15 protein-coding genes are annotated in these 18,227 nt (G+C 59.6%); 2 read left to right on the top strand and 13 right to left on the bottom strand.

All coding sequences use genetic code 11. The features are described 5' to 3' along the window. Position 1: 1 nt before the first annotated feature. Positions 2-898 (bottom strand): permease-like cell division protein FtsX, encoded by an 897-nt coding sequence (gene ftsX, locus FOI68_RS16730; protein ID WP_029100261.1) that lies wholly within the window; start codon positions 896-898, stop codon positions 2-4. Next, on the bottom strand, positions 888-1,574 hold the full coding sequence (ftsE, locus tag FOI68_RS16725) for a cell division ATP-binding protein FtsE (protein WP_029100262.1): 687 nt from the start codon (positions 1,572-1,574) through the stop codon (positions 888-890). Before ftsE ends, ftsX begins: the two co-directional genes overlap by 11 nt. Positions 1,575-1,912: 338 nt before the next feature. On the opposite strand from ftsE, the gene FOI68_RS16720 reads away from it, so the two are divergent. Beyond that, positions 1,913-2,923 carry an iron-containing alcohol dehydrogenase gene (locus FOI68_RS16720; RefSeq protein WP_143863798.1) on the top strand — a complete coding sequence of 337 codons (1,011 nt, stop codon included), beginning with the start codon at positions 1,913-1,915 and terminating at the stop codon, positions 2,921-2,923. A gap of 25 nt (positions 2,924-2,948) precedes the next feature. Here FOI68_RS16720 and argH read toward each other — a convergent pair whose 3' ends face one another. Continuing rightward, on the bottom strand, positions 2,949-4,394 hold the full coding sequence (argH, locus tag FOI68_RS16715) for an argininosuccinate lyase (protein WP_035295823.1): 1,446 nt from the start codon (positions 4,392-4,394) through the stop codon (positions 2,949-2,951). Next, the gene (locus FOI68_RS16710) at positions 4,391-5,650 is read right to left on the bottom strand and encodes an argininosuccinate synthase (protein WP_029100265.1); all 1,260 of its coding nucleotides are present in this window, start codon (positions 5,648-5,650) and stop codon (positions 4,391-4,393) included. The genes argH and FOI68_RS16710 overlap by 4 nt, the downstream gene beginning before the upstream one ends. Before the next feature lie 143 nt (positions 5,651-5,793). On the opposite strand from FOI68_RS16710, the gene FOI68_RS16705 reads away from it, so the two are divergent. Beyond that, entirely contained in the window at positions 5,794-6,618 is an 825-nt protein-coding gene (locus FOI68_RS16705; protein ID WP_143863797.1) for a VanW family protein, read from the top strand. Positions 6,619-6,636: 18 nt separating this feature from the next. Here the strand turns inward: FOI68_RS16705 and FOI68_RS16700 are convergent, their stop codons facing one another. The 9 genes from FOI68_RS16700 to argC form a co-directional block, all read right to left on the bottom strand. Then, on the bottom strand, positions 6,637-7,065 hold the full coding sequence (locus tag FOI68_RS16700; RefSeq protein WP_029100266.1) for a DUF4760 domain-containing protein: 429 nt from the start codon (positions 7,063-7,065) through the stop codon (positions 6,637-6,639). 169 nt (positions 7,066-7,234) lie between these two features. Beyond that, positions 7,235-8,569 carry an HD-GYP domain-containing protein gene (locus FOI68_RS16695; RefSeq protein ID WP_029100267.1) on the bottom strand — a complete coding sequence of 445 codons (1,335 nt, stop codon included), beginning with the start codon at positions 8,567-8,569 and terminating at the stop codon, positions 7,235-7,237. Beyond that, a complete protein-coding gene (locus tag FOI68_RS16690) occupies positions 8,553-9,104 on the bottom strand; it encodes a DUF5317 domain-containing protein (RefSeq protein WP_143863796.1) in 552 nt (183 codons plus the stop codon). The genes FOI68_RS16695 and FOI68_RS16690 overlap by 17 nt, the downstream gene beginning before the upstream one ends. Before the next feature lie 433 nt (positions 9,105-9,537). Continuing rightward, positions 9,538-10,509: an ornithine carbamoyltransferase gene (gene argF, locus FOI68_RS16685; RefSeq protein ID WP_143863795.1), complete on the bottom strand. Its 972-nt coding sequence runs from the start codon at positions 10,507-10,509 to the stop codon at positions 9,538-9,540. Further along, on the bottom strand, positions 10,454-13,690 hold the full coding sequence (gene carB / locus FOI68_RS16680; protein ID WP_143863794.1) for a carbamoyl-phosphate synthase (glutamine-hydrolyzing) large subunit: 3,237 nt from the start codon (positions 13,688-13,690) through the stop codon (positions 10,454-10,456). The genes argF and carB overlap by 56 nt, the downstream gene beginning before the upstream one ends. Then, positions 13,683-14,789, bottom strand: a complete 1,107-nt coding sequence (locus tag FOI68_RS16675) for a carbamoyl phosphate synthase small subunit (RefSeq protein ID WP_029100271.1) — start codon at positions 14,787-14,789, stop codon at positions 13,683-13,685. The genes carB and FOI68_RS16675 overlap by 8 nt, the downstream gene beginning before the upstream one ends. Before the next feature lie 238 nt (positions 14,790-15,027). Then, on the bottom strand, positions 15,028-16,209 hold the full coding sequence (locus tag FOI68_RS16670) for an aspartate aminotransferase family protein (protein WP_035295841.1): 1,182 nt from the start codon (positions 16,207-16,209) through the stop codon (positions 15,028-15,030). A 60-nt stretch (positions 16,210-16,269) separates the two neighbouring features. Further along, positions 16,270-17,070 (bottom strand): acetylglutamate kinase, encoded by an 801-nt coding sequence (gene argB, locus FOI68_RS16665; RefSeq protein WP_143863793.1) that lies wholly within the window; start codon positions 17,068-17,070, stop codon positions 16,270-16,272. 13 nt (positions 17,071-17,083) lie between these two features. Continuing rightward, the gene (gene argC / locus FOI68_RS16660; protein ID WP_143863792.1) at positions 17,084-18,124 is read right to left on the bottom strand and encodes an N-acetyl-gamma-glutamyl-phosphate reductase; all 1,041 of its coding nucleotides are present in this window, start codon (positions 18,122-18,124) and stop codon (positions 17,084-17,086) included. Between the last annotated feature and the right edge of the window lie 103 nt (positions 18,125-18,227).

Below are 18,227 nucleotides of genomic sequence, written 5' to 3'. Positions count from 1 at the left end.
CCTAGATGCGCAGGAAGCGGCGGACGGACACCAGACTGCCCCAAATGCCGATAAACGCGCCGATGGCGGCCAGAATAAGCGCCACCTGGTAGGCGAGCGGGAACAGCGGCAGCAGTTTGAAGAGTTGGACAGCCGGCATGCTGCTGTAGACGGCGTCCAGCAAATAGTAGTAGCTGACGGTGAGCAGCACGATCGGAATCAGCGCGCCCAGCAACCCCATCAGCAGCCCTTCCACAAAAAACGGCCAGCGGATAAACCAGTTGGTCGCGCCCACCAGCTTCATGATCTCAATCTCCCGTCGGCGGGCAACGATGGTCAGCTTGATCGTGTTGGCAATCAGAAACATCGCGGTAAAGCCCAGCCCGACGATAAAGGCGATGCCCACGTTGCGGATCGTGCTGGTGGCGGCAAACAGCTTTTCGACCGTGCCTTGGCCGTAGTTGACGCTTTCGACAAACTCCAGCTTTTGGATCTGCCCGGCCACGTCGGCGGTGTCCTGCGGCAGCTTGGTCTTGACCACAAACGAGTCGGGGAGCGGGTTTTCCTTTTCCAGCCCCTCAAACAGGTAGGCCTTCTCGCCCATGCTCTCCTTTAGCTGCTTGAGCCCCTCGGCTTTGGGAATAAACGCAACCGATTCCACTTTGGGAATCGCGCGAATGTTTTGTTCCACCTGCTTGACGTTCTCCGGAGTGGCCAGCGTATCCAAAAAGACGCGAATCTCCACCTGCTTCTCCACCGTTTGGGCCAGGTAGTTGACGTTCATCGCCAGAATGAGAAAGACGCCGAGAATCAGCAGGGTAATGGTCACGGCACTGATCGAAGCGAACGTCATCCAGCCGTTCCGGCCGAGGTTTTTGACCCCTTCGCGGACGTGGCGTCCCAGCGTTCTAATCTTCATAACCGTATTCCCCTCTCTGCTCGTCACGGACAATCTGCCCCGCTTCAATGGCGATTACCCGTTTTCTCATCGTGTTGACAATTTCGCGGTTATGCGTAGCCATTACCACCGTGGTGCCCCGCTGGTTGATCTCCTCAAACAGCTTCATGATCTCCCAGGAGGTGTCCGGGTCCAGGTTGCCTGTCGGCTCGTCGGCGATGATGATCCCCGGATTGTTGACCAATGCCCGCGCCAGGGCGACGCGCTGCTGTTCGCCGCCGGACAGTTCGCTCGGCAGCATTTTGGCCTTGTGCTTCAGCTTGACCAGGCCCAGCACATCCATCACCCGCGGCCTGATCTGCTTGGGCGGCGTCTCGATCACTTCCATGGCAAACGCCACGTTTTCGTACACGCTGAGCGTCGGCAGCAGCTTGAAATCCTGAAACACCACGCCGATGCTGCGGCGCACCATGGGAATCTGCCGCTCCTTGATCCGGCTGACATTAAAGCCGCCCAGGAAAATCTGGCCTTTGGTCGGCTTTTCTTCCCTGTACATCAATTTGATAAACGTGGACTTTCCTGCACCGCTCGGTCCCACCACGTAGACGAATTCGCCCTTTTCGATGCGAACATTGATCCCTTTCAACGCGTTGGTCCCGTTGGGGTAGGTCTTCCACACGTCAAACATCTCGATCAAGCCAATCACATCCTACCTTGTCAGTTCCTTGATATGTAGTACAAAAACGGTCCGCATCCATCCATGTATCTGTTGTTTGATCGTTTCTCTATCCGACAAAGCTCGCACATATCCGTCGTCCGCTGACGCATGGTGCTGAAACGCAGCGGCGACAGCTATCTCTCCTATTATACCACCCGTTTTCGATGTTGGAATCCACAAAATCTCTCATTTCCTGTCGATTTCCACAATCTTTCGCACCAATCCGACAGATTCGGTCCCGGCTCGTCCCCAACTGGCCCCACTCCCGATGATGGGCTACAATAAAAGGGAATCCGCTCGGAAAGGAGACTTTTTCCATGGACAATTTCGTTTATCATAACCCCACCGAATTGATCTTTGGCCGCGGGCAGTTGGAAAAGCTCAAAGAAAAGGCCGCCCAGCTCGGCTCCACCGTCCTGCTCGTTTACGGCGGCGGCAGCATCAAGCGAATCGGCCTGTACGACAAGGTCGTCTCCCTGCTGCAGGAGGCGGGCTGCACCATCCACGAACTGCCCGGCGTGGAGCCCAACCCGCGGCTTTCCACGGTGAAGAAGGGCATTGAACTGTGCCGCCGCGAACGCGTGGACTGGATTCTCGCGGTGGGCGGCGGCAGCGTGATCGACGCCTCCAAAGCGATCGCGGTCGGCGTGCCGTACGAGGGAGACGTCTGGGACTTCTACACCCGCAAGGCCCAACCACAGACGGCGCTGCCGCTCGGCACCGTGCTGACGCTGGCGGCGACCGGCTCGGAGATGAACCGGGGCAGCGTCATCACCAACTGGGAAACAAAGGAAAAATTGGGCGCCGGCACAACCTTCCCCACCTTTTCCATCCTCGATCCGGAGAACACCTTCAGCGTCCCCCGCGACCAAACCGTTTACGGGATCTGCGACATGATGTCGCACGTGTTTGAACAGTATTTCACCCATACGCCGGAGATTCCGCTGCAGACCCGCTTTGCCGAGTCGATTTTGAAAACCGTGATCGAATACGCGGAACGGGTGCTGGCCAATCCGGAAGACTACGACGCCCGGGCCACCATTCTCTACTGCGGTACGATGGCCCTGAACGGCACCCTGCCGGTCGGCGTGGAAACGGACTGGGCCACCCACTCCATCGAACACGCGGTGAGCGCCGTCTACGATATCCCGCACGGCGGCGGCCTAGTAACGTCGGAACAAACGAGAAAACGGATAGGAGCCCCGTCAAGGCTTCTATCCGTTTTCTTCTTTGTATATCGCTGCTGGCCGGCAGGACCGTTTTCCACCGGAGACCGGCGTCCCGACTCGTCCCGGCGGACCAGGACTTCGTCAACTGCACGGGGATAACCTCCCTATCCCGCGCGATCAGTGCTCACACCGGCGAACCGACGTCAATCAGCGATTCAATCATCACTTTTTGACTGTTTTTCTCCACCCACGCATGCGTCTCGGCCAGCAGGCTGCGATACGCGGCGATCTGCGCCTCCACCTGGCTGCGGGCGGTGCCGCCCAGCACGTTGCGCGCGTTGACGACCGTTTCCACGGCCAGCGCCTCGTACACGTCGTCCCCGATCGCCTCGGAGAACCGCTTGAACTCATCCAGGGTCAGGTCGAGCAGGTATTTCTGGTGCTCGATGCAGTAGAGCACCGTTCGGCCCACCACTTCGTGCGCCTGACGGAACGGCATGCCTTTGCGGACCAGGTAGTCGGCCAGATCGGTGGCGTTGGAAAAGTCCTGTGTCACCGCCTGGCGCATCCGGTCGACCTTCACCTGCATCGTCCGGATCATCGGCGTCAGCAGGGCAAGCGCCCCGTGCAGCGTCGCCACCGTGTCGAACATGCCTTCCTTGTCTTCCTGCATGTCTTTGTTGTAGGCGAGCGGCAGCCCTTTCAGCACCGTCAAGAGGCCGATCAGGTTGCCGTAGACGCGTCCGGTTTTGCCGCGCACCAGCTCGGCCACGTCGGGGTTTTTCTTCTGCGGCATGATGCTGGAGCCGGTGCAAAACGCGTCATCCAGTTCCACAAACGAAAACTCCTGGCTGCTCCAGATGACCAATTCCTCGCAGAGGCGGGAGAGATGGGCCATCAGGAGGGAAGCGTCCGCCAGAAACTCGACGATGAAGTCCCGGTCGCTGACAGCGTCCATGCTGTTCAGGTAGATGCCGTCAAACTGCAGCATCTCGGCCACGAACGCCCGGTCGATCGGGAACGTCGTGCCGGCCAGGGCACCGGCGCCGAGCGGCAGGACGTTGACCCGTTTCCAGCAGTCGCGCATCCGCTCGATGTCGCGCTGCAGCATCGACACGTACGCCATCAGATGGTAGCCGAACAGGACCGGCTGGGCCCGCTGCAGATGGGTGTAGCCGGGCATGACCGTGTCGAGATGGCGGTTGGCCTGTTCCAGCAGCGCCTCCTGCAGGTACGTGGCGAGCTGAATGATCTCCATCAGCTTCTCCCGCAGATAGAGGTGCATGTCAAGCGCCACCTGGTCGTTGCGGCTGCGCCCCGTGTGCAGTTTGCCCCCCACCGGGCCGATTTCCTCAATCAGCAGCTTTTCGATGTTCATGTGCACGTCCTCGTGCTCCACGAGAAACTGCACCTGTCCCCGCTCGATCTTTTCCTTTACCTTTTTCAGACCGGCGATGATCTGTCTGACTTCCTCCATCGGCAGGATGCCGCACTTGCCCAGCATCGCCACGTGTGCCAGGCTGCCGACGATGTCTTGCCGCCACATCTGCTGGTCGAAGGTAATGGAAGCGGTATATTCTTCCACGAGCTGGTTCGTCGGCTTTGTGAAGCGTCCTCCCCACAGTTTCATTGCACGATCGCATCCTTTTCGTCCAAAATCTTGATCGCCGTTTTCGCGTTTTCGTGGAGCACGCCTTCATTCACCTGGGCGTACACCTTGGTCGGCAGGCCCCACAGCTTGATGAAGCCGAGCGCCGCCTTGTGGTCAAACTGGTCGCCCGCCGCGTAGGTGGCCAGTTCGTGGCTGTAGAGCGACGACGCCGATTTGCGTCCGACGACGATGGCGTGTCCCTTGTGCAGCTTGACGCGAACGACGCCGGTGACGTACTGCTGTGTTTCCTCGATGAACGCCTGCAGCGCGTTGCGGATCGGCGAATACCAGAGACCTTCGTAGATCACCTGGGCCATCTTTTGCTCGATGATCGGTTTGAACTGGGCTACTTCGCGCGGCTGGGTCAGGAACTCCAGCTCGCGGTGCGCCAGAATCAGCGTGGTTGCCGCCGGCGTCTCGTACACTTCGCGGGACTTGATGCCGACGAGGCGGTTTTCCACGTGGTCGATTCGGCCGACGCCGTGGTTGCCGGCGATTTTGTTCAGCTTGAGAATCAGCTCGGCCAGCGGCAGCTCTTCCCCGTTCAGCGCAGTCGGCACGCCTTTGACAAACGTGATCTCAATCTCTTCCGGCTGGTCCGGAGCGTCGGCGATCGATTTGGTCAGGTCGTACGCGCCCTCCGGCGGAGCCGCCCAGGGATCTTCCAGGATGCCACACTCGCAGCTTCTGCCCCAGAGGTTTTGGTCGATGCTGTACGGATTGTCCAGATCGATCGGAATCGGAATGTTGTGCTTTTTCGCGTACTCGATCTCTTCGTCGCGAGACCATCCCCATTCGCGAACGGGCGCGACGATTTTCAGGTTGGGGTTCAGCGCCGTAAACGACACGTCGAAGCGCACCTGGTCGTTCCCTTTCCCCGTGCAGCCGTGGGCGACCGCCACCGCCCCCTCTTTTTCCGCGATCTCCACCAGCACGCGGGAGATCAGGTAACGGGACAGCGCTGACACCAGCGGATACTTCCCTTCGTACATGGCGTTCGCTTTCAGCGCCGGCAGCACGTACTCCTGGGCGAACGCATCCTTTGCATCCACCACGATCGATTTCAGCGCCCCCACCTGCAGCGCCTTTTTCTGCACGAACTCCAGGTCCTTGCCCTCGCCCACGTCCAGCGCGACCGCGATCACGTCGTAGTTGTACGTCTCCTGCAGCCACTTGATTGCTACCGATGTATCTAAACCGCCCGAATAGGCCAATACGATTTTCTCTCTTGCCATCGTTCCCTCTCCCTGTTCGAAGATTTGTTCATGAGTAATTATACAAACGAATTTATAAAAATACAACCACTTTTCTATTCTGCCCCACTTTTCTCCCTGATACAAATAAAAATAGAAAACGAACCGATAAGGAGGCGGCCGCGATGAGGCTATCTCGCCTGCACCCGGTGTTTTACCATGTGCGCGTATTCCAAAAACGGCTTTGCCGATCGATATCCGACTGGATCAGCGGCGTGCGGTTCGCAGCGGAACAGCAGGCGTCTTCCCTGCCTTTCACCTGCAACAGACACCAATCGCTGCTGCGGCGAAAGCTGGGAAGCACCGATCCCCGGCTGCAGGAAAACAAAGTGGTCAATCTGGGCATTGCCGTGCCGTCCATCGACGGCCTCTTGATCAAACCGGGAGAGACGTTTTCCTTTTGGCGGCGGGTGGGGAAGACGACGGCGGCCAAAGGATATGTGGAAGGGCTGCTGCTGTCGCAAGGGGAAGTGAGGACGGGCGTGGGCGGAGGGCTGTGCCAGTTGGCCAACCTGCTCTTCTGGATGGCGCTGCACACGCCGCTGCAGGTAACGGAGCGGCATCATCACCAGTTCGATCCGTTTCCCGACGACCACCGCGTCCTCCCGTTCGGCAGCGGCGCCAGCGTGTTTTACAACTATGTCGACCTGCGCCTGTTCAATCCGACCCGGCAGACTTTTCAGATCCGGGTCTGGCTGACGGACAACCACCTCAAAGGAGCCGTATTCACCGACCGGGAATGGCCCTGTGCGTACCATGTCGAAGAGCGCAACCACGCGTTTCTGCGGCAGGGAGGAAAACATTATCGGCGAAACGAAATATGGCGACTCGTCATTGACAAGCGAACAGGGAACCGCACCGGAGAGGAACTGGTGATCTGCAACTTTTCGGAAGTGAAATACGACCTGGCCGACATCACGCCCAACATGCAAAAAGCCGGACAACCCTGATGGTTGTCCGGCGCTTCCTTACTTGCGGGCGTAAGGCACCTCGGGAACGTATTCCTTTCCTTTGTGCGTGCCGATCCACTTCAGTTCGGCCAGGGCCAGCCGTTCAAAATTTTCCGCCACGTGAATGTCTCCCTGCGCCCTCCATCCGACGAAAATCGGGTACATCCGGCGGAAAAAGCCGTTGACAAACCACATGTCAAACAGCAGGTCGGGATGGACGAGGCCGTTTTTATGCAGCACCCCTACCATCTCGAAGAAGCCGTACAGCGCGACAAAGTGGTTATAGCCTTCGCTGCCGCGCGGATACAGGCGCAAAAACGCGTCGTAATCCAGCTCCTCTTCCGCCAGCGAGGTGGCGAACCACTGTCTCGCGGCCCGCAGCCGTTCCGATTCGAACTGATCGTACAATTTCAGAATAATGTCCGCATCCTGATACGTGGGAATCATGCGCTATCACCTCACAAAAAGATGCAACCCGATTCCAGTATGTCCCAGACCAGGTGAAAAGACAAGCATTTGTTCGCATTTTTTCGCGAATGGCCTGCATCCGGACAGCAAATCCCCGGGCTCGTCCGAGCACCGGGGACTGCTCGTGAAGCGTCAACAGGAGGGCCCCCTATCGGGCCACCTCCTGCAGATGCCTTTGCGGCTGCGCGTCCTGCCGAATGATCGTTTCCAATTCATCGCGGGGCAGCTGCCTGATGATGCGAATGAAATGATAGGCCAGTTCGGCGTCGAACTGCGTCCCCGCCCCACGGCTGATCTCCTGCAGGGCCTCCTCTACCGGCAGCCCTTTGCGGTACGGCCTGTCCGCCACCATCGCGTCGAAGGCGTCAGAGATGGCCAGAATGCGGGCCATCAGCGGAATCTCCTCGCCGACCAATCCGTCCGGATAGCCCTTGCCGTCGATTCGCTCATGGTGCGAACGGATGGCCGGCAGCAGCTCGTGAAACATGCCCGCCTGCAGGATAATCTCATATCCAATCACCGTGTGCTGCTTGATCTTGTCGTACTCCTCCGGTGTTAATTTCCCACGTTTGTTGAGAATCTGATCCTCAATGCCGATTTTGCCGATGTCGTGCAAAATCCCGCCAAAATAAACCTCCTCCGCCTTCTCCTCCGGCAGCCCGATCGCCCGGGCGATCTCCCGTCCCCAATGGGCCACCCGCTGGGAATGGCCGCTCGTGTAATGGTCACGGGCATCGATGGAAGCGGCCATGGCGGTGAGGAATTTGTGGTTGAAGGATTTGATCTCGTCCATTTTTTGGCGCAGTTTTGTAAGACTATCGTAGTATTGATAAAAGACAAAACTCATGAGGACAAAAGCGACCATCATCGGTACGATGGCAGATAGCCCAAACGTTTCAACAAGGCGTGCACTGACGCCGCCTAGAATCAACAAAAGCAAGTAGGTAAGCGTTGTTCCATTCGCCAAATTTTTTACTGTCGGTATCCATTTCGACTTATGAAAATAGGAAATTCCTAATCCGCAAAGCATGATGTTAATAAACCAATACGCTACCACCAGGATTACATCCGTTATCATGGTGGGAACGGGAAGCACATTGCACGCCGTTTTCAGAACATCTACAGCCCATATCGTCAGCAGAATTTGTCCGAAATTGGCGGCAGCTTTTAAGGGATTGGGTTTGACAAGGACGGATAAAATCAAAGCCTCAATAACGGCCGACCAGATTCCGACCCACGCACCGAAGAGCAGTATCCCTGAAAAAATAACGGCGTTGTTAAGTGTGAGTATATAGTTTAACGTCCTGACGGGCGCAAATGAAGAGATGATGGTGAGAAGTACATAGGAAATCAATATTTCCCAGTTTTCTCTGGGCTCCCAGTAAGGCAGGGAGTTCAAAATGATGAGGATACCGGAAACGGTAAACCCCAAAATCACCAGTAATCCTTTCAAAATGTATCGTTTCTCAGCTCTTTGTCGCATAACTTTTACCTTCTCGAAGTTGAAGTAACGAGATCGGCTTGTTCATCAAGCGCTGAACAAGCAGAAATGCCCCTAACATAATAAAAATATCACCGATACTGATCACCCTCGGAATAATGGACGGCATATAAATAATATCGGACAAAAAGGGCAGAACCGTTTGCTCTGTCAAGACCGTATGCTTAAAGTCGGTGCCGTTGAGTACCGGAGTGAGGTCGTAGGGCAGTTTCTTGGCTTGTTCCAGATCAATGGGCATTCTCCCGCCGTTCGTCCAAATGACAATCGCATTTAAAAACCAGCCAACCATGAGAATGCGGATATCTTCAAATTCCCGGTTCATGAGAAAAAAACCCAGAATAAACAAATAAGCTGCGGAGACAAAAATACCCCCGTACGCGGGAACAAATGCGGAGAGAATCTGCAGCGCAATACTGGCAACCAGCATCATTAATCCTTTAAATGTAGGGATTTCTTTTAGTTTTCCTCCCCTGAGCAGCGCAATCAGAAAAGAGAGAAGAATGACATCCAGCAACATACAAAATCCCCCAGACGGTAAGGAAAAAACACCACTTTTCAGTCAAGCGGTGTTTTTCCCTTGCCATTGAAATTATTAACCAATGTGATAATTAGCAGAAGTTGCAGCAACAATACCGGCTACCAGCAAGACAGCAACGAACCATTTTTTCATTCCAATTCCCCCCCTTTTACATAGTGGAGAAAGCTGGTTTCGCTACTTGTGGACACACAGGCCAAGCGACCACATACAGCCTGTGCTCTTCTTTCCTCTTTCCGTTCGAAAAGAGGGCGGATTCGCTACTGGCTCCATACAGACCAAGCGACCAGATACAGTCTGTACTTCATCGCGCTTCCTACCTATATTTTACACGTTCATGACAAATTTCGGCAATCATAGATTCATAGTCTAATAGCTTCAATTTCCGAATGGTAAAATTTCCCTAGAACTATATTCACAACAGCGCTGCCAAGACAGCCTTCTGCGCATGGAGGCGATTTTCCGCCTGGTCAAAGACGACGGAGTGGGGACCGTCAATCACGCCGGCCGACACTTCTTCTCCGCGGTGCGCAGGCAGGCAGTGCATGAACAGGTAACCGGGATCGGCGTGTTGGACGAGCTGCTCGTTTACCTGATAGGCCGCAAAATCCTTGAGGCGCTGCTCGTTTTCCGCTTCAAAGCCCATGCTGGTCCACACGTCCGTGTAGATGACGTCGGCGCCGTTCACCGCTTCGGCGGGATCGTGCGTGACGACCACCCGGCCGCCGCTGGCCTGCGCATATGTGGCCGCTTTCTTCACGATGTCGGCGTCCATCTCATAGCCCGGCGGCGTGGCGACGCGCACGTCCAGGCCCAGCAGGGCGGCCGCCAGCACGAGCGAGTTGGCGACGTTGTTGCCGTCGCCCACATAGGCCAGCCTGACGCCCTGCAGCGTGCCCTTGTGCTCCCAGATCGTCAGCATGTCGGCCAGCGCCTGACACGGATGGAACTGGTCGGTCAGGCCGTTGATGATCGGAATGCTGGCGTGTTCGGCCAGCTCCTCCACCCCGGCGTGGGAAAACGTGCGGATCATGATGGCGTCGACGTAGCGGGACATCACCTTGGCCGTGTCGCTGATCGGTTCGCCGCGTCCGAGCTGCAGCTCCTTGCCGCTCAGAAACATGCTCATGCCGCCCAACTGGTACATGCCCACTTCAAAGGAAACGCGGGTCCGCGTCGACGACTTGTCGAAAATCATCCCCAATGTCTTCCCCTTGAGCGGCTGATACGGCTGACCGCTTTTTTGCCGCTGTTTGAGATAGGCGGCAAAATGCAGGAGCTGAGTCAGCTCCTCTCCGCTGAATTCATCGACGCGGAGCAGGTCTTTTCCTTTACAACTGGCCAATTGCTCGCTTGCAAAGTGATCCAATATCTTCACAGGCTGCATGCCCGTCACCTCTTTTCTCCGTAATGGCTTCCACGTACAGCGCAAACGTCTCCGCGGCAGTGAACAGCGGAACCCCCTGCTGGACCAGCCGGCTCCGCAGGGCAAAGCCGCTGCGGCCGCGCCGGTTCCCCTTGGTGGCGGTGATGAGCGAAAAGGCTACGGTTTCCGTTTGCAGCAGCGCTGCCAGATCCCGCTCGTCCGCGACCACGTGCGTGACGGAAAAGCCGTTTGCGCCCAGCCAGACAGCCGTTCCCGATGTGGCCGCCCAGACCGCGCCCTGTTCCTGCAACTTCCGGATGGCCGGCAGCACGTCGTCCGTCTTGTCGGCATCGGCCAGGGAGAGGAAGCAGACCTGCCCCCTCTGCCACGGGCGGTGCACGCTGTCTTTAAAGGCGAACGCCTTGCCCGCCGCTTCCGGGAAGGTACGCCCCAGTCCCAGCACTTCCCCGGTCGATTTCATCTCCGGTCCCAGGGCCGGGTCGACGCCGCTCAATTTCACGGTGGAAAAGACGGGCGCCTTGACGACGGCGAACGGAATGTCCGGCAACAGCCCGGTCCCATAGCCCATGCCGGCCAGTTTTTCGCCCAGTTGGGCGCGCACGGCCATTTCCACCATGGGGATGCCGGTCACTTTGCTGGTAATCGGCACGGTCCGCGACGCGCGGGGGTTTACCTCCAGGACGTAGACCGTCTCGCCGTGAATCACGAACTGAATGTTGATCAGCCCGACCGCCCCCATCTCGCGGGCGATGGCCTCCGTGTACCGGGCGATCGTCTGTTTGACGCCCTCGGACAAATCCGGAGCCGGGAAGAGCGCCACGCTGTCGCCCGAGTGGATGCCCGCTTTCTCCACGTGCTGAAAAATGCCGGGGATGAGCACGGACTCGCCGTCGCACACGGCGTCCACTTCTGCTTCCCGTCCGGGGACGAATTTGTCCACCAGGAGCGGGAAAAAGGCGCGGCTGTCGGGGTGGTTGAGCCACTCCGTGATCGTGGCCGACAGCTCCTCGACGTCATGGGCGACCACCATGCCCTGGCCGCCGATCACGTAGGACGGACGCAGCAGCACCGGGCAGCCGATCTCCGCCGCCACGGCGGCCGCTTCCTCCAGGGAAGACACCCCTTTGCCCGGGATGTGCGGAATCTCCAGCTTGCGCAGCATCGCGTAGAACCGTTCGCGATCCTCCGCCCGTTCGATCGCGTCCAGCGACGTGCCGAGCACGGTCAGGCCGGCGGCAGCCAGCTTGGCCGCCAGGTTGATCGCCGTCTGGCCGCCGAACTGGACCATGACGCCGTCCACCCCTTCACGCTCCGCCACGTGCAGCACATCTTCCACGTGCAGCGGCTCAAAATACAGATGGTTGGCCGTCTCGTAATCGGTGCTGACCGTCTCCGGGTTGTTGTTGACGACGACGGCGGCGATGCCCTTGGCCTTGAGTGCCTTGGCCGCGTGAACGGAGCAGTAGTCGAACTCGATCCCCTGTCCGATGCGGATCGGGCCGGAGCCAAGCACCAGCACTTTGCGCCCGGCAAGCTCCTCCACTTCGTCGCCCCCCTGCCAATCGGAGTAATAGTACGGCGTCTGGGCGTCAAACTCGGCCGCGCAGGTGTCCACGATCTTGTACGACGGCTGGATGCCGGCCTGATTCCGCAGCGCTTTGACCTCAGCCGCCGTGCGGCCGGTCAGGGCGGCGATCGTCTCGTCGGCAAAACCGCGCCTCTTCGCTTCCGCCAGCAGCTCGACGGTCAGCGTTCCGCTCTTTGCCAACTGCTTCTCCAGCGCCACGATCCGGCCCACGCTTCGCAGGAAAAACGGATCGATGCCGGTCAGGGCGTGCAGTTCGTCCTCGCCGAACCCTTTGCGGATCGCCTCGGCCAGTGCAAACAGGCGGACGTCGGTCGCGTCCCGCAGCAGGCCGACCAGCTCGTCCCGGCTGCATGCGGCCAGCTCGGGACGGGCGAGGTGGGTGCAGCCCTGCTCCAGCGAGCGGACGGCCTTGAGCAGCGCCGCTTCCAGGTTGCGGGCGATCGACATCACTTCGCCGGTCGCCTTCATCTGCGTGCCCAACTGACGGTCGGCCAGCGGGAATTTGTCAAACGGCCAGCGGGGAATTTTCACCACGACGTAATCCAGCGTCGGTTCAAAGCTGGCGTACGTATAACCGGTAATCGGGTTGAGCACTTCGTCCAGGTTGTAGCCCAGCGCCAGCTTGGCGGCGATCCGGGCGATCGGATAGCCCGTCGCTTTGGAGGCCAGCGCGCTGGAGCGGCTCACCCGCGGGTTCACTTCGATCAGATAGTAGCGATCCGACTTCGGATCAAGCGCAAACTGGATGTTGCAGCCGCCGACCACGCCCAGCGCGCGGATGACCTTGGTGGAGACGCTGCGCAGCATCTGGTACTGCCGGTCGGTCAGCGTCTGCGACGGGGCGACGACGATGCTGTCCCCCGTGTGGATGCCCACCGGGTCCAGGTTTTCCATGTTGCAGACGATGATGCAGGTGTCGTTCGCGTCCCGCATCACTTCGTACTCGATTTCTTTCCAGCCCTTGACGCTGCGCTCGATCAGCACCTGGCCGATCGGGCTGGCGGCGATGCCTTGGGCCGCCACCGTGCGCAGCGACTGTTCGTCGTCGGCGATGCCGCCCCCGGCCCCCCCCAGCGTATAGGCGGGACGCACGATGACCGGATACCCGATCGAATCGGCAAACGCGACGGCCGCTTCCACCGACTCCACGGTGGCGCTCTCCGGCACCGGCTCGCCGATCTGCTTCATCAACTGCTTGAACAGCTCCCGGTCTTCCCCGTTCTGGATGGCGGACAGCGGCGTGCCCAGCAGTTCCACCCCGTATTGGGCGAGCACCCCCGCTTCGGCCAGGGCGACCGCCAGATTGAGCCCCGTCTGTCCGCCCAGCGTGGGCAGGAGGCCGTCCGGCCGCTCTTTGGCGATGATCGCCGTAACGGACTCCACCGTGAGCGGCTCCAGGTACACCTTGTCAGCTACCTGTTCGTCCGTCATGATCGTGGCCGGGTTGTTGTTCACCAGCACGACCTGCACCCCTGCTTCCTTCAGCGAGAGGCAGGCCTGCGCCCCGGCGTAGTCAAATTCCGCCGCCTGGCCGATGACAATCGGCCCCGACCCGATGACCAACACTTTGTGAATGTGCGGCAATTTAGGCATATCTCTTCGCTCCCACTACGCGCATCGACTGCAAGAATTGGTGAAAAACGTGCGACGTGTCATTTGGACCCGGATGCGCTTCCGGGTGAAACTGGACGCTCATGATCGGCAGGGAGGTGTGGCACAGCCCTTCCACCGACCGGTCGTTGACATTGCGGTACGTCACGGTCAACAGCCGTTTGTCCAGGGTTTCTTCCTTCACCACGTACCCGTGGTTTTGCGAGGTCATGTAGACTTTCCCGGTGGCCAGTTCCTTGACCGGATGGTTGCTGCCCCGGTGTCCGTAGGCCAGCTTTTCGGTCTTGGCGCCAAACATCAGCGCCAGCACCTGGTGTCCCAGGCAGATGCCCAGCGTCGGATACAGTTCCGCCGCCTTCCGCCACTCGCCGCAGTAGGCGAGCAGGTCGGCCGGGTCGCCGGGCCCGTTGGAAAAGAGCAGGCCGTCCGGCTGCAGCGCCTGAATCTGCGAAAACGGGGTGTCAAACGGCACGACCGTCACGCGGCAGCCCAGCTCCAAAAGCGATTCCAAAATCGACTGCTTCATGCCCAGATCGACGAGCACCACGTGTTCCTGATTGCCGGGGTAGCGCTGAATGTGGCGGCTGGAGACGTCGGCGACCAGCGACTTTTTCCGATGCGCGGAGCCAAGCGCCGCCACCTCCTCCACGCTCAGCGGCCGGTCGGCAATCGCGCCGAACAGCGGGCCCGACTGGCGCACCCGCTTGGTAATCGTCCGCGTATCGATCCCGGCCAGGATCGGGAAGCCAAACGCCTCCGCCGCTTCCGCCAGCGTGCGGCGGGACAGGTAGTGGCTCGGCGCAAGGCACAGCTCGCTGACGACCATTCCCGACAGGGCGGGCTTTGCCGCTTCGTAATCCTTGTCGTTAATCCCGTAATTGCCGATCAGCGGGTACGTGAAGGTGACGATCTGCCCCGCAAAGGACGGATCGGTCATCACTTCCTGGTATCCCGTCATCCCTGTATGAAAAACCACTTCGCCGTATCCTGTGAGCGGGGCGCCGTACAGCGTCCCGGCGAATACCTCTCCGTTCTCCAGCGTCAAATATCCCGGGCCCAACCCTTGTTTCTCTCCGTTCATCTATGAAAGCCACTCCTCTCCAAAGGGCACTCTCTCACGAAAATTTATGCAACGTCATGTATTAATATACATTTTGGATTATAAAAATGCAACGAGTTTTTCGACGGGTTCAGAAAGCCGCGTTCCGACTCGCTGCATGCTTGTGCCCGATCCATTCCCGTTCCCCCGCATCAGCCGCCAAGCCGGGCCGCACCGCCTTGCGATTTCGGCCGCGCCCCCGGCATTGGACCGCTTTCCCTTACAACTTCTCTACCGCCTCGCCGAGGACCGCTATCACCCGGTTCACTTCTTCCTCGGTCGTAACAAACGAGGGCAGCAGACGGACGACCTGGGGACCGGCCAGCAGGACGAGTACGCCTTTTTCACGGGCGTAATCCACGACGGACGACGCCGGCACCGTCACTTCCACGCCCAAGAGCAGCCCCTTGCCGCGCACGGCCGTCACTTTGCCGGGATATTCCGCCCGCAATTTCTCAAGTCCGCTCACCAGTTGTCGATGCAGGCCGCCCACCCGTTCCAGCACGCGCTCTTCTTCCATCGTCTCCAGCGTGGCGATGGCGGCGGTCATCGCCAGCGGGTTGCCGCCGAACGTGGTGCCGTGGGTGCCGGGGGCAAACGCCTGGGCCGCCTCTTCGGTCGCCACCACGGCGCCGATCGGGAACCCGTTGCCCAGCGCCTTGGCCAGCGAGATCGCGTCCGGCTTGATCCCGTACTGCTGGAAAGCGAACCAGGTGCCCGTGCGTCCGATGCCGGTCTGGATTTCATCGACCAAAAGCAGCAGGCCGTGCTCGTCGCACAGTTGGCGCAGCCCCTTCACAAACGGCTCTTCCGCCGGGTGTACGCCCCCTTCCCCCTGCACCAGTTCGAGCATGACGGCGCAGGTCTTCTCCGTGACGGCGGCGCGCACCGCCTCCAAATCGTTGTAGGGCACGGTGACAAACCCGTCCGGCAGGGGGCCAAATCCGTCCTTCACCTTGTCCTGCCCCGTGGCGGTCAGGGTAGCCAGCGTCCGGCCGTGGAACGACTGCTGAAACGTGATGATCTCGTATCGTCCGGTGCCTTTTACTTTTTGCGCGTAACGCCGGGCCAGCTTGATCAGTCCCTCGTTGGCTTCCGCGCCGCTGTTGCAGAAAAACGCGCGGTCGAGGCCGGACAGGCCGCACAGCTTCTGCGCGAGCACCTCCTGCTGGGGAACGTGCATCAGATTGGAGCAGTGCCACAAGGTGTCCAACTGTTCGTGCAGCCGTTTGGTCACTTTGGGGTGAACGTGTCCCAGCGAGGTGACGGCGATCCCCGAGACAAAGTCGAGATACTCGTTGCCCTGGTCGTCCCAGACGCGGTTTCCCTCCCCCTTGACCAGGCGGATCGGCCATTTTGAATAGGTATTCATCAGATGCAGGGGGGCAGCCACTGTGCTCATGTTACGATTCCTCCTTTTTACGCTCCTTGATTGGGGTGCGTGCTGTACGCGCGGCGCCGGTTACGCGCCTTTGGGGACGCCTGCCTTGATCGCGGTTCCCGCCGTTTGCCCGGCGCATACCGCCCGCAGCTCTTCCGCCGTTCCCCGGCAGATGACGACCCGGGACACGCCTTGCGAGAGGGCGTCTAGAGCGGCCTGTACTTTCGGGATCATGCCGCCGGTAATCACGCCGTCCGCAATCATCTGTCCGATCTCTTCCGCGTCCGTCTCCGCCACCAGCGTCTTGGCGCCGTCCTGATCGGGGCGCAGGATGCCCGGCACGTCGGTCACCATGACCAGACGCTCCGCCGCCAGGGCGGCAGCGATCGCCCCCGCCGCCACGTCCGCGTTTACGTTGTACGTCTCCGCGCCGTCTGCGCTTACGGCCAGCGGCGCAATCACCGGCACGTAGCCGCGTTCGAGGATGGCGGCCGGGATGGACGTGTCCACCCCTTTCACCTCGCCGACCAGGCCGAGCGGTTTTGGCGTCCGCTCTGCCGTCAGCATTACGCCGTCAATTCCGCTGACGCCCCACGCCCTGGCTCCCGCCTGCGTCAGCCGGCGCACAAGCCGCTTGTTGATCTGCCCGCACAATACCATCTCCACCACCTGCAGCGTCTCTTCGCAGGTGACGCGCAATCCGTCCACAAACCGGGGAGTGATGGCCAGCCTCTCCAGCATGCTGTTGATCGCCGGACCGCCGCCGTGCACGATGACAATCCGCCGGCCGACCTGCTGCAGGTCGGCGACCGCTTGAAAAAACGCGTCGGGCAGCAGATCCATGGTGCTGCCTCCGCACTTGATGACCACTACGCCTTGCATGTCACATCCTCCTCTACGGGAACAGCGGCACCAGCGGCAATCCGGTCGCATCCGGCCAGCCGAACATCAGGTTCATGTTTTGAACCGCCTGACCCGCCGCCCCTTTGACCATGTTGTCGATGACGGAAAGCACGATGACCCGCCCCGTCCGCTCATCCACATGGACGGAAATGTCACAATAGTTCGAACCGTACACCTCTTTGGTACGCGGGTGACTCCCCGGCTTTCGCAGCCGGACAAACGGCTTGCCTTCATACGCCGACCGGTAGAGCTGATGCACGTCGTCCGCCCTCACCGCCCGCTCCAACTGTCCGTAGGCGGTGACCAGAATCCCCCGTGTCATCGGTACCAGATGGGGCGTAAACTGGACCACATGCTCCACGCCGCCCTTTCTGGACAGCTCCTGTTCAATCTCCGGGGTGTGCTGGTGCTGGGCCACCTTGTACGCGTGAATGCTTTCGTTGATTTCGCTGAAATGAACCCCCTGGGATACGCCGCGGCCCGCTCCCGACACCCCTGACTTGGCATCGACGATCCAACTGCGGGGGTTGACCCACCCGCTTTGTGCCAACGGAATCAGCGCCAAGAGCGCAGCCGTCGGATAGCAGCCGGGATTGGCCACCAACTGCGCACCGGCCACCTGCTCCGCGTTCCACTCCGCCAGGCCGTACACCGCCCGATCCATCCACTCACCGGGAGCCGGCTCCCGTTTGTACCACCGCCGGTACAGCTCCCCGCTCGCCAGGCGAAAATCGCCCGACAAATCGATCACCCTGGCGCCGCGCTTGAGCAGTTGCGGCGACAGTTCCGCGCTGACGCCGGCCGGCGTAGCCAGAAACACCACGTCGTTGTCGGCGCTCATCCTCTCCGCGTCGATCGCCGACAGATGGGGCAGGGGGTAATGCTGCACATGGGGGAAGACGCTGCCCAGCGCTTCTCCTTCCGCCGAACTGGAATACAGATTGGCCACCTGCACATGGGGATGGCCGGCAAGCAGACGGATCAACTCCACGCCGCTGTAACCGGTCGCCCCGACAATCCCGACCCGGATCATAGCTCTCTCCCTCTCTTGTATTTTTATACATGAATCATAATAAAAATTCAATCAGATGGCAACCCTTCTCACCTAAAAAACTCGGCCCCGCTTACGGCTCCCG

The sequence above is a fragment of the Brevibacillus sp. LEMMJ03 genome, assembly GCF_007197875.1.
Lineage (GTDB): Bacteria > Bacillota > Bacilli > Brevibacillales > Brevibacillaceae > Brevibacillus > Brevibacillus thermoruber.
Note: the sequence above shows the minus strand (reverse complement) of the source record. Positions and strands in the feature narration are given on the sequence as shown.

Bases quoted from the DNA above. Each gene is read 5' to 3' on its own strand.
- FOI68_RS16700 (WP_029100266.1), bottom strand. From the start codon at position 7,065: ATGATTCCCACGTATCAGGATGCGGACATTATTCTGAAATTGTACGAT.
- FOI68_RS16690 (WP_143863796.1), bottom strand. From the start codon at position 9,104: ATGTTGCTGGATGTCATTCTTCTCTCTTTTCTGATTGCGCTGCTCAGG.
- argB (WP_143863793.1), bottom strand. From the start codon at position 17,070: ATGCAAGGCGTAGTGGTCATCAAGTGCGGAGGCAGCACCATGGATCTG.
- FOI68_RS16670 (WP_035295841.1), bottom strand. From the start codon at position 16,209: ATGAGCACAGTGGCTGCCCCCCTGCATCTGATGAATACCTATTCAAAA.
- FOI68_RS16695 (WP_029100267.1), bottom strand. From the start codon at position 8,569: ATGCGACAAAGAGCTGAGAAACGATACATTTTGAAAGGATTACTGGTG.
- carB (WP_143863794.1), bottom strand. From the start codon at position 13,690: ATGCCTAAATTGCCGCACATTCACAAAGTGTTGGTCATCGGGTCGGGG.
- argC (WP_143863792.1), bottom strand. From the start codon at position 18,124: ATGATCCGGGTCGGGATTGTCGGGGCGACCGGTTACAGCGGCGTGGAG.
- FOI68_RS16705 (WP_143863797.1), top strand. From the start codon at position 5,794: ATGAGGCTATCTCGCCTGCACCCGGTGTTTTACCATGTGCGCGTATTC.
- FOI68_RS16710 (WP_029100265.1), bottom strand. From the start codon at position 5,650: ATGGCAAGAGAGAAAATCGTATTGGCCTATTCGGGCGGTTTAGATACA.
- FOI68_RS16675 (WP_029100271.1), bottom strand. From the start codon at position 14,789: ATGAACGGAGAGAAACAAGGGTTGGGCCCGGGATATTTGACGCTGGAG.
- FOI68_RS16720 (WP_143863798.1), top strand. From the start codon at position 1,913: ATGGACAATTTCGTTTATCATAACCCCACCGAATTGATCTTTGGCCGC.
- argH (WP_035295823.1), bottom strand. From the start codon at position 4,394: ATGAAACTGTGGGGAGGACGCTTCACAAAGCCGACGAACCAGCTCGTG.
- argF (WP_143863795.1), bottom strand. From the start codon at position 10,509: ATGCAGCCTGTGAAGATATTGGATCACTTTGCAAGCGAGCAATTGGCC.
- ftsX (WP_029100261.1), bottom strand. From the start codon at position 898: ATGAAGATTAGAACGCTGGGACGCCACGTCCGCGAAGGGGTCAAAAAC.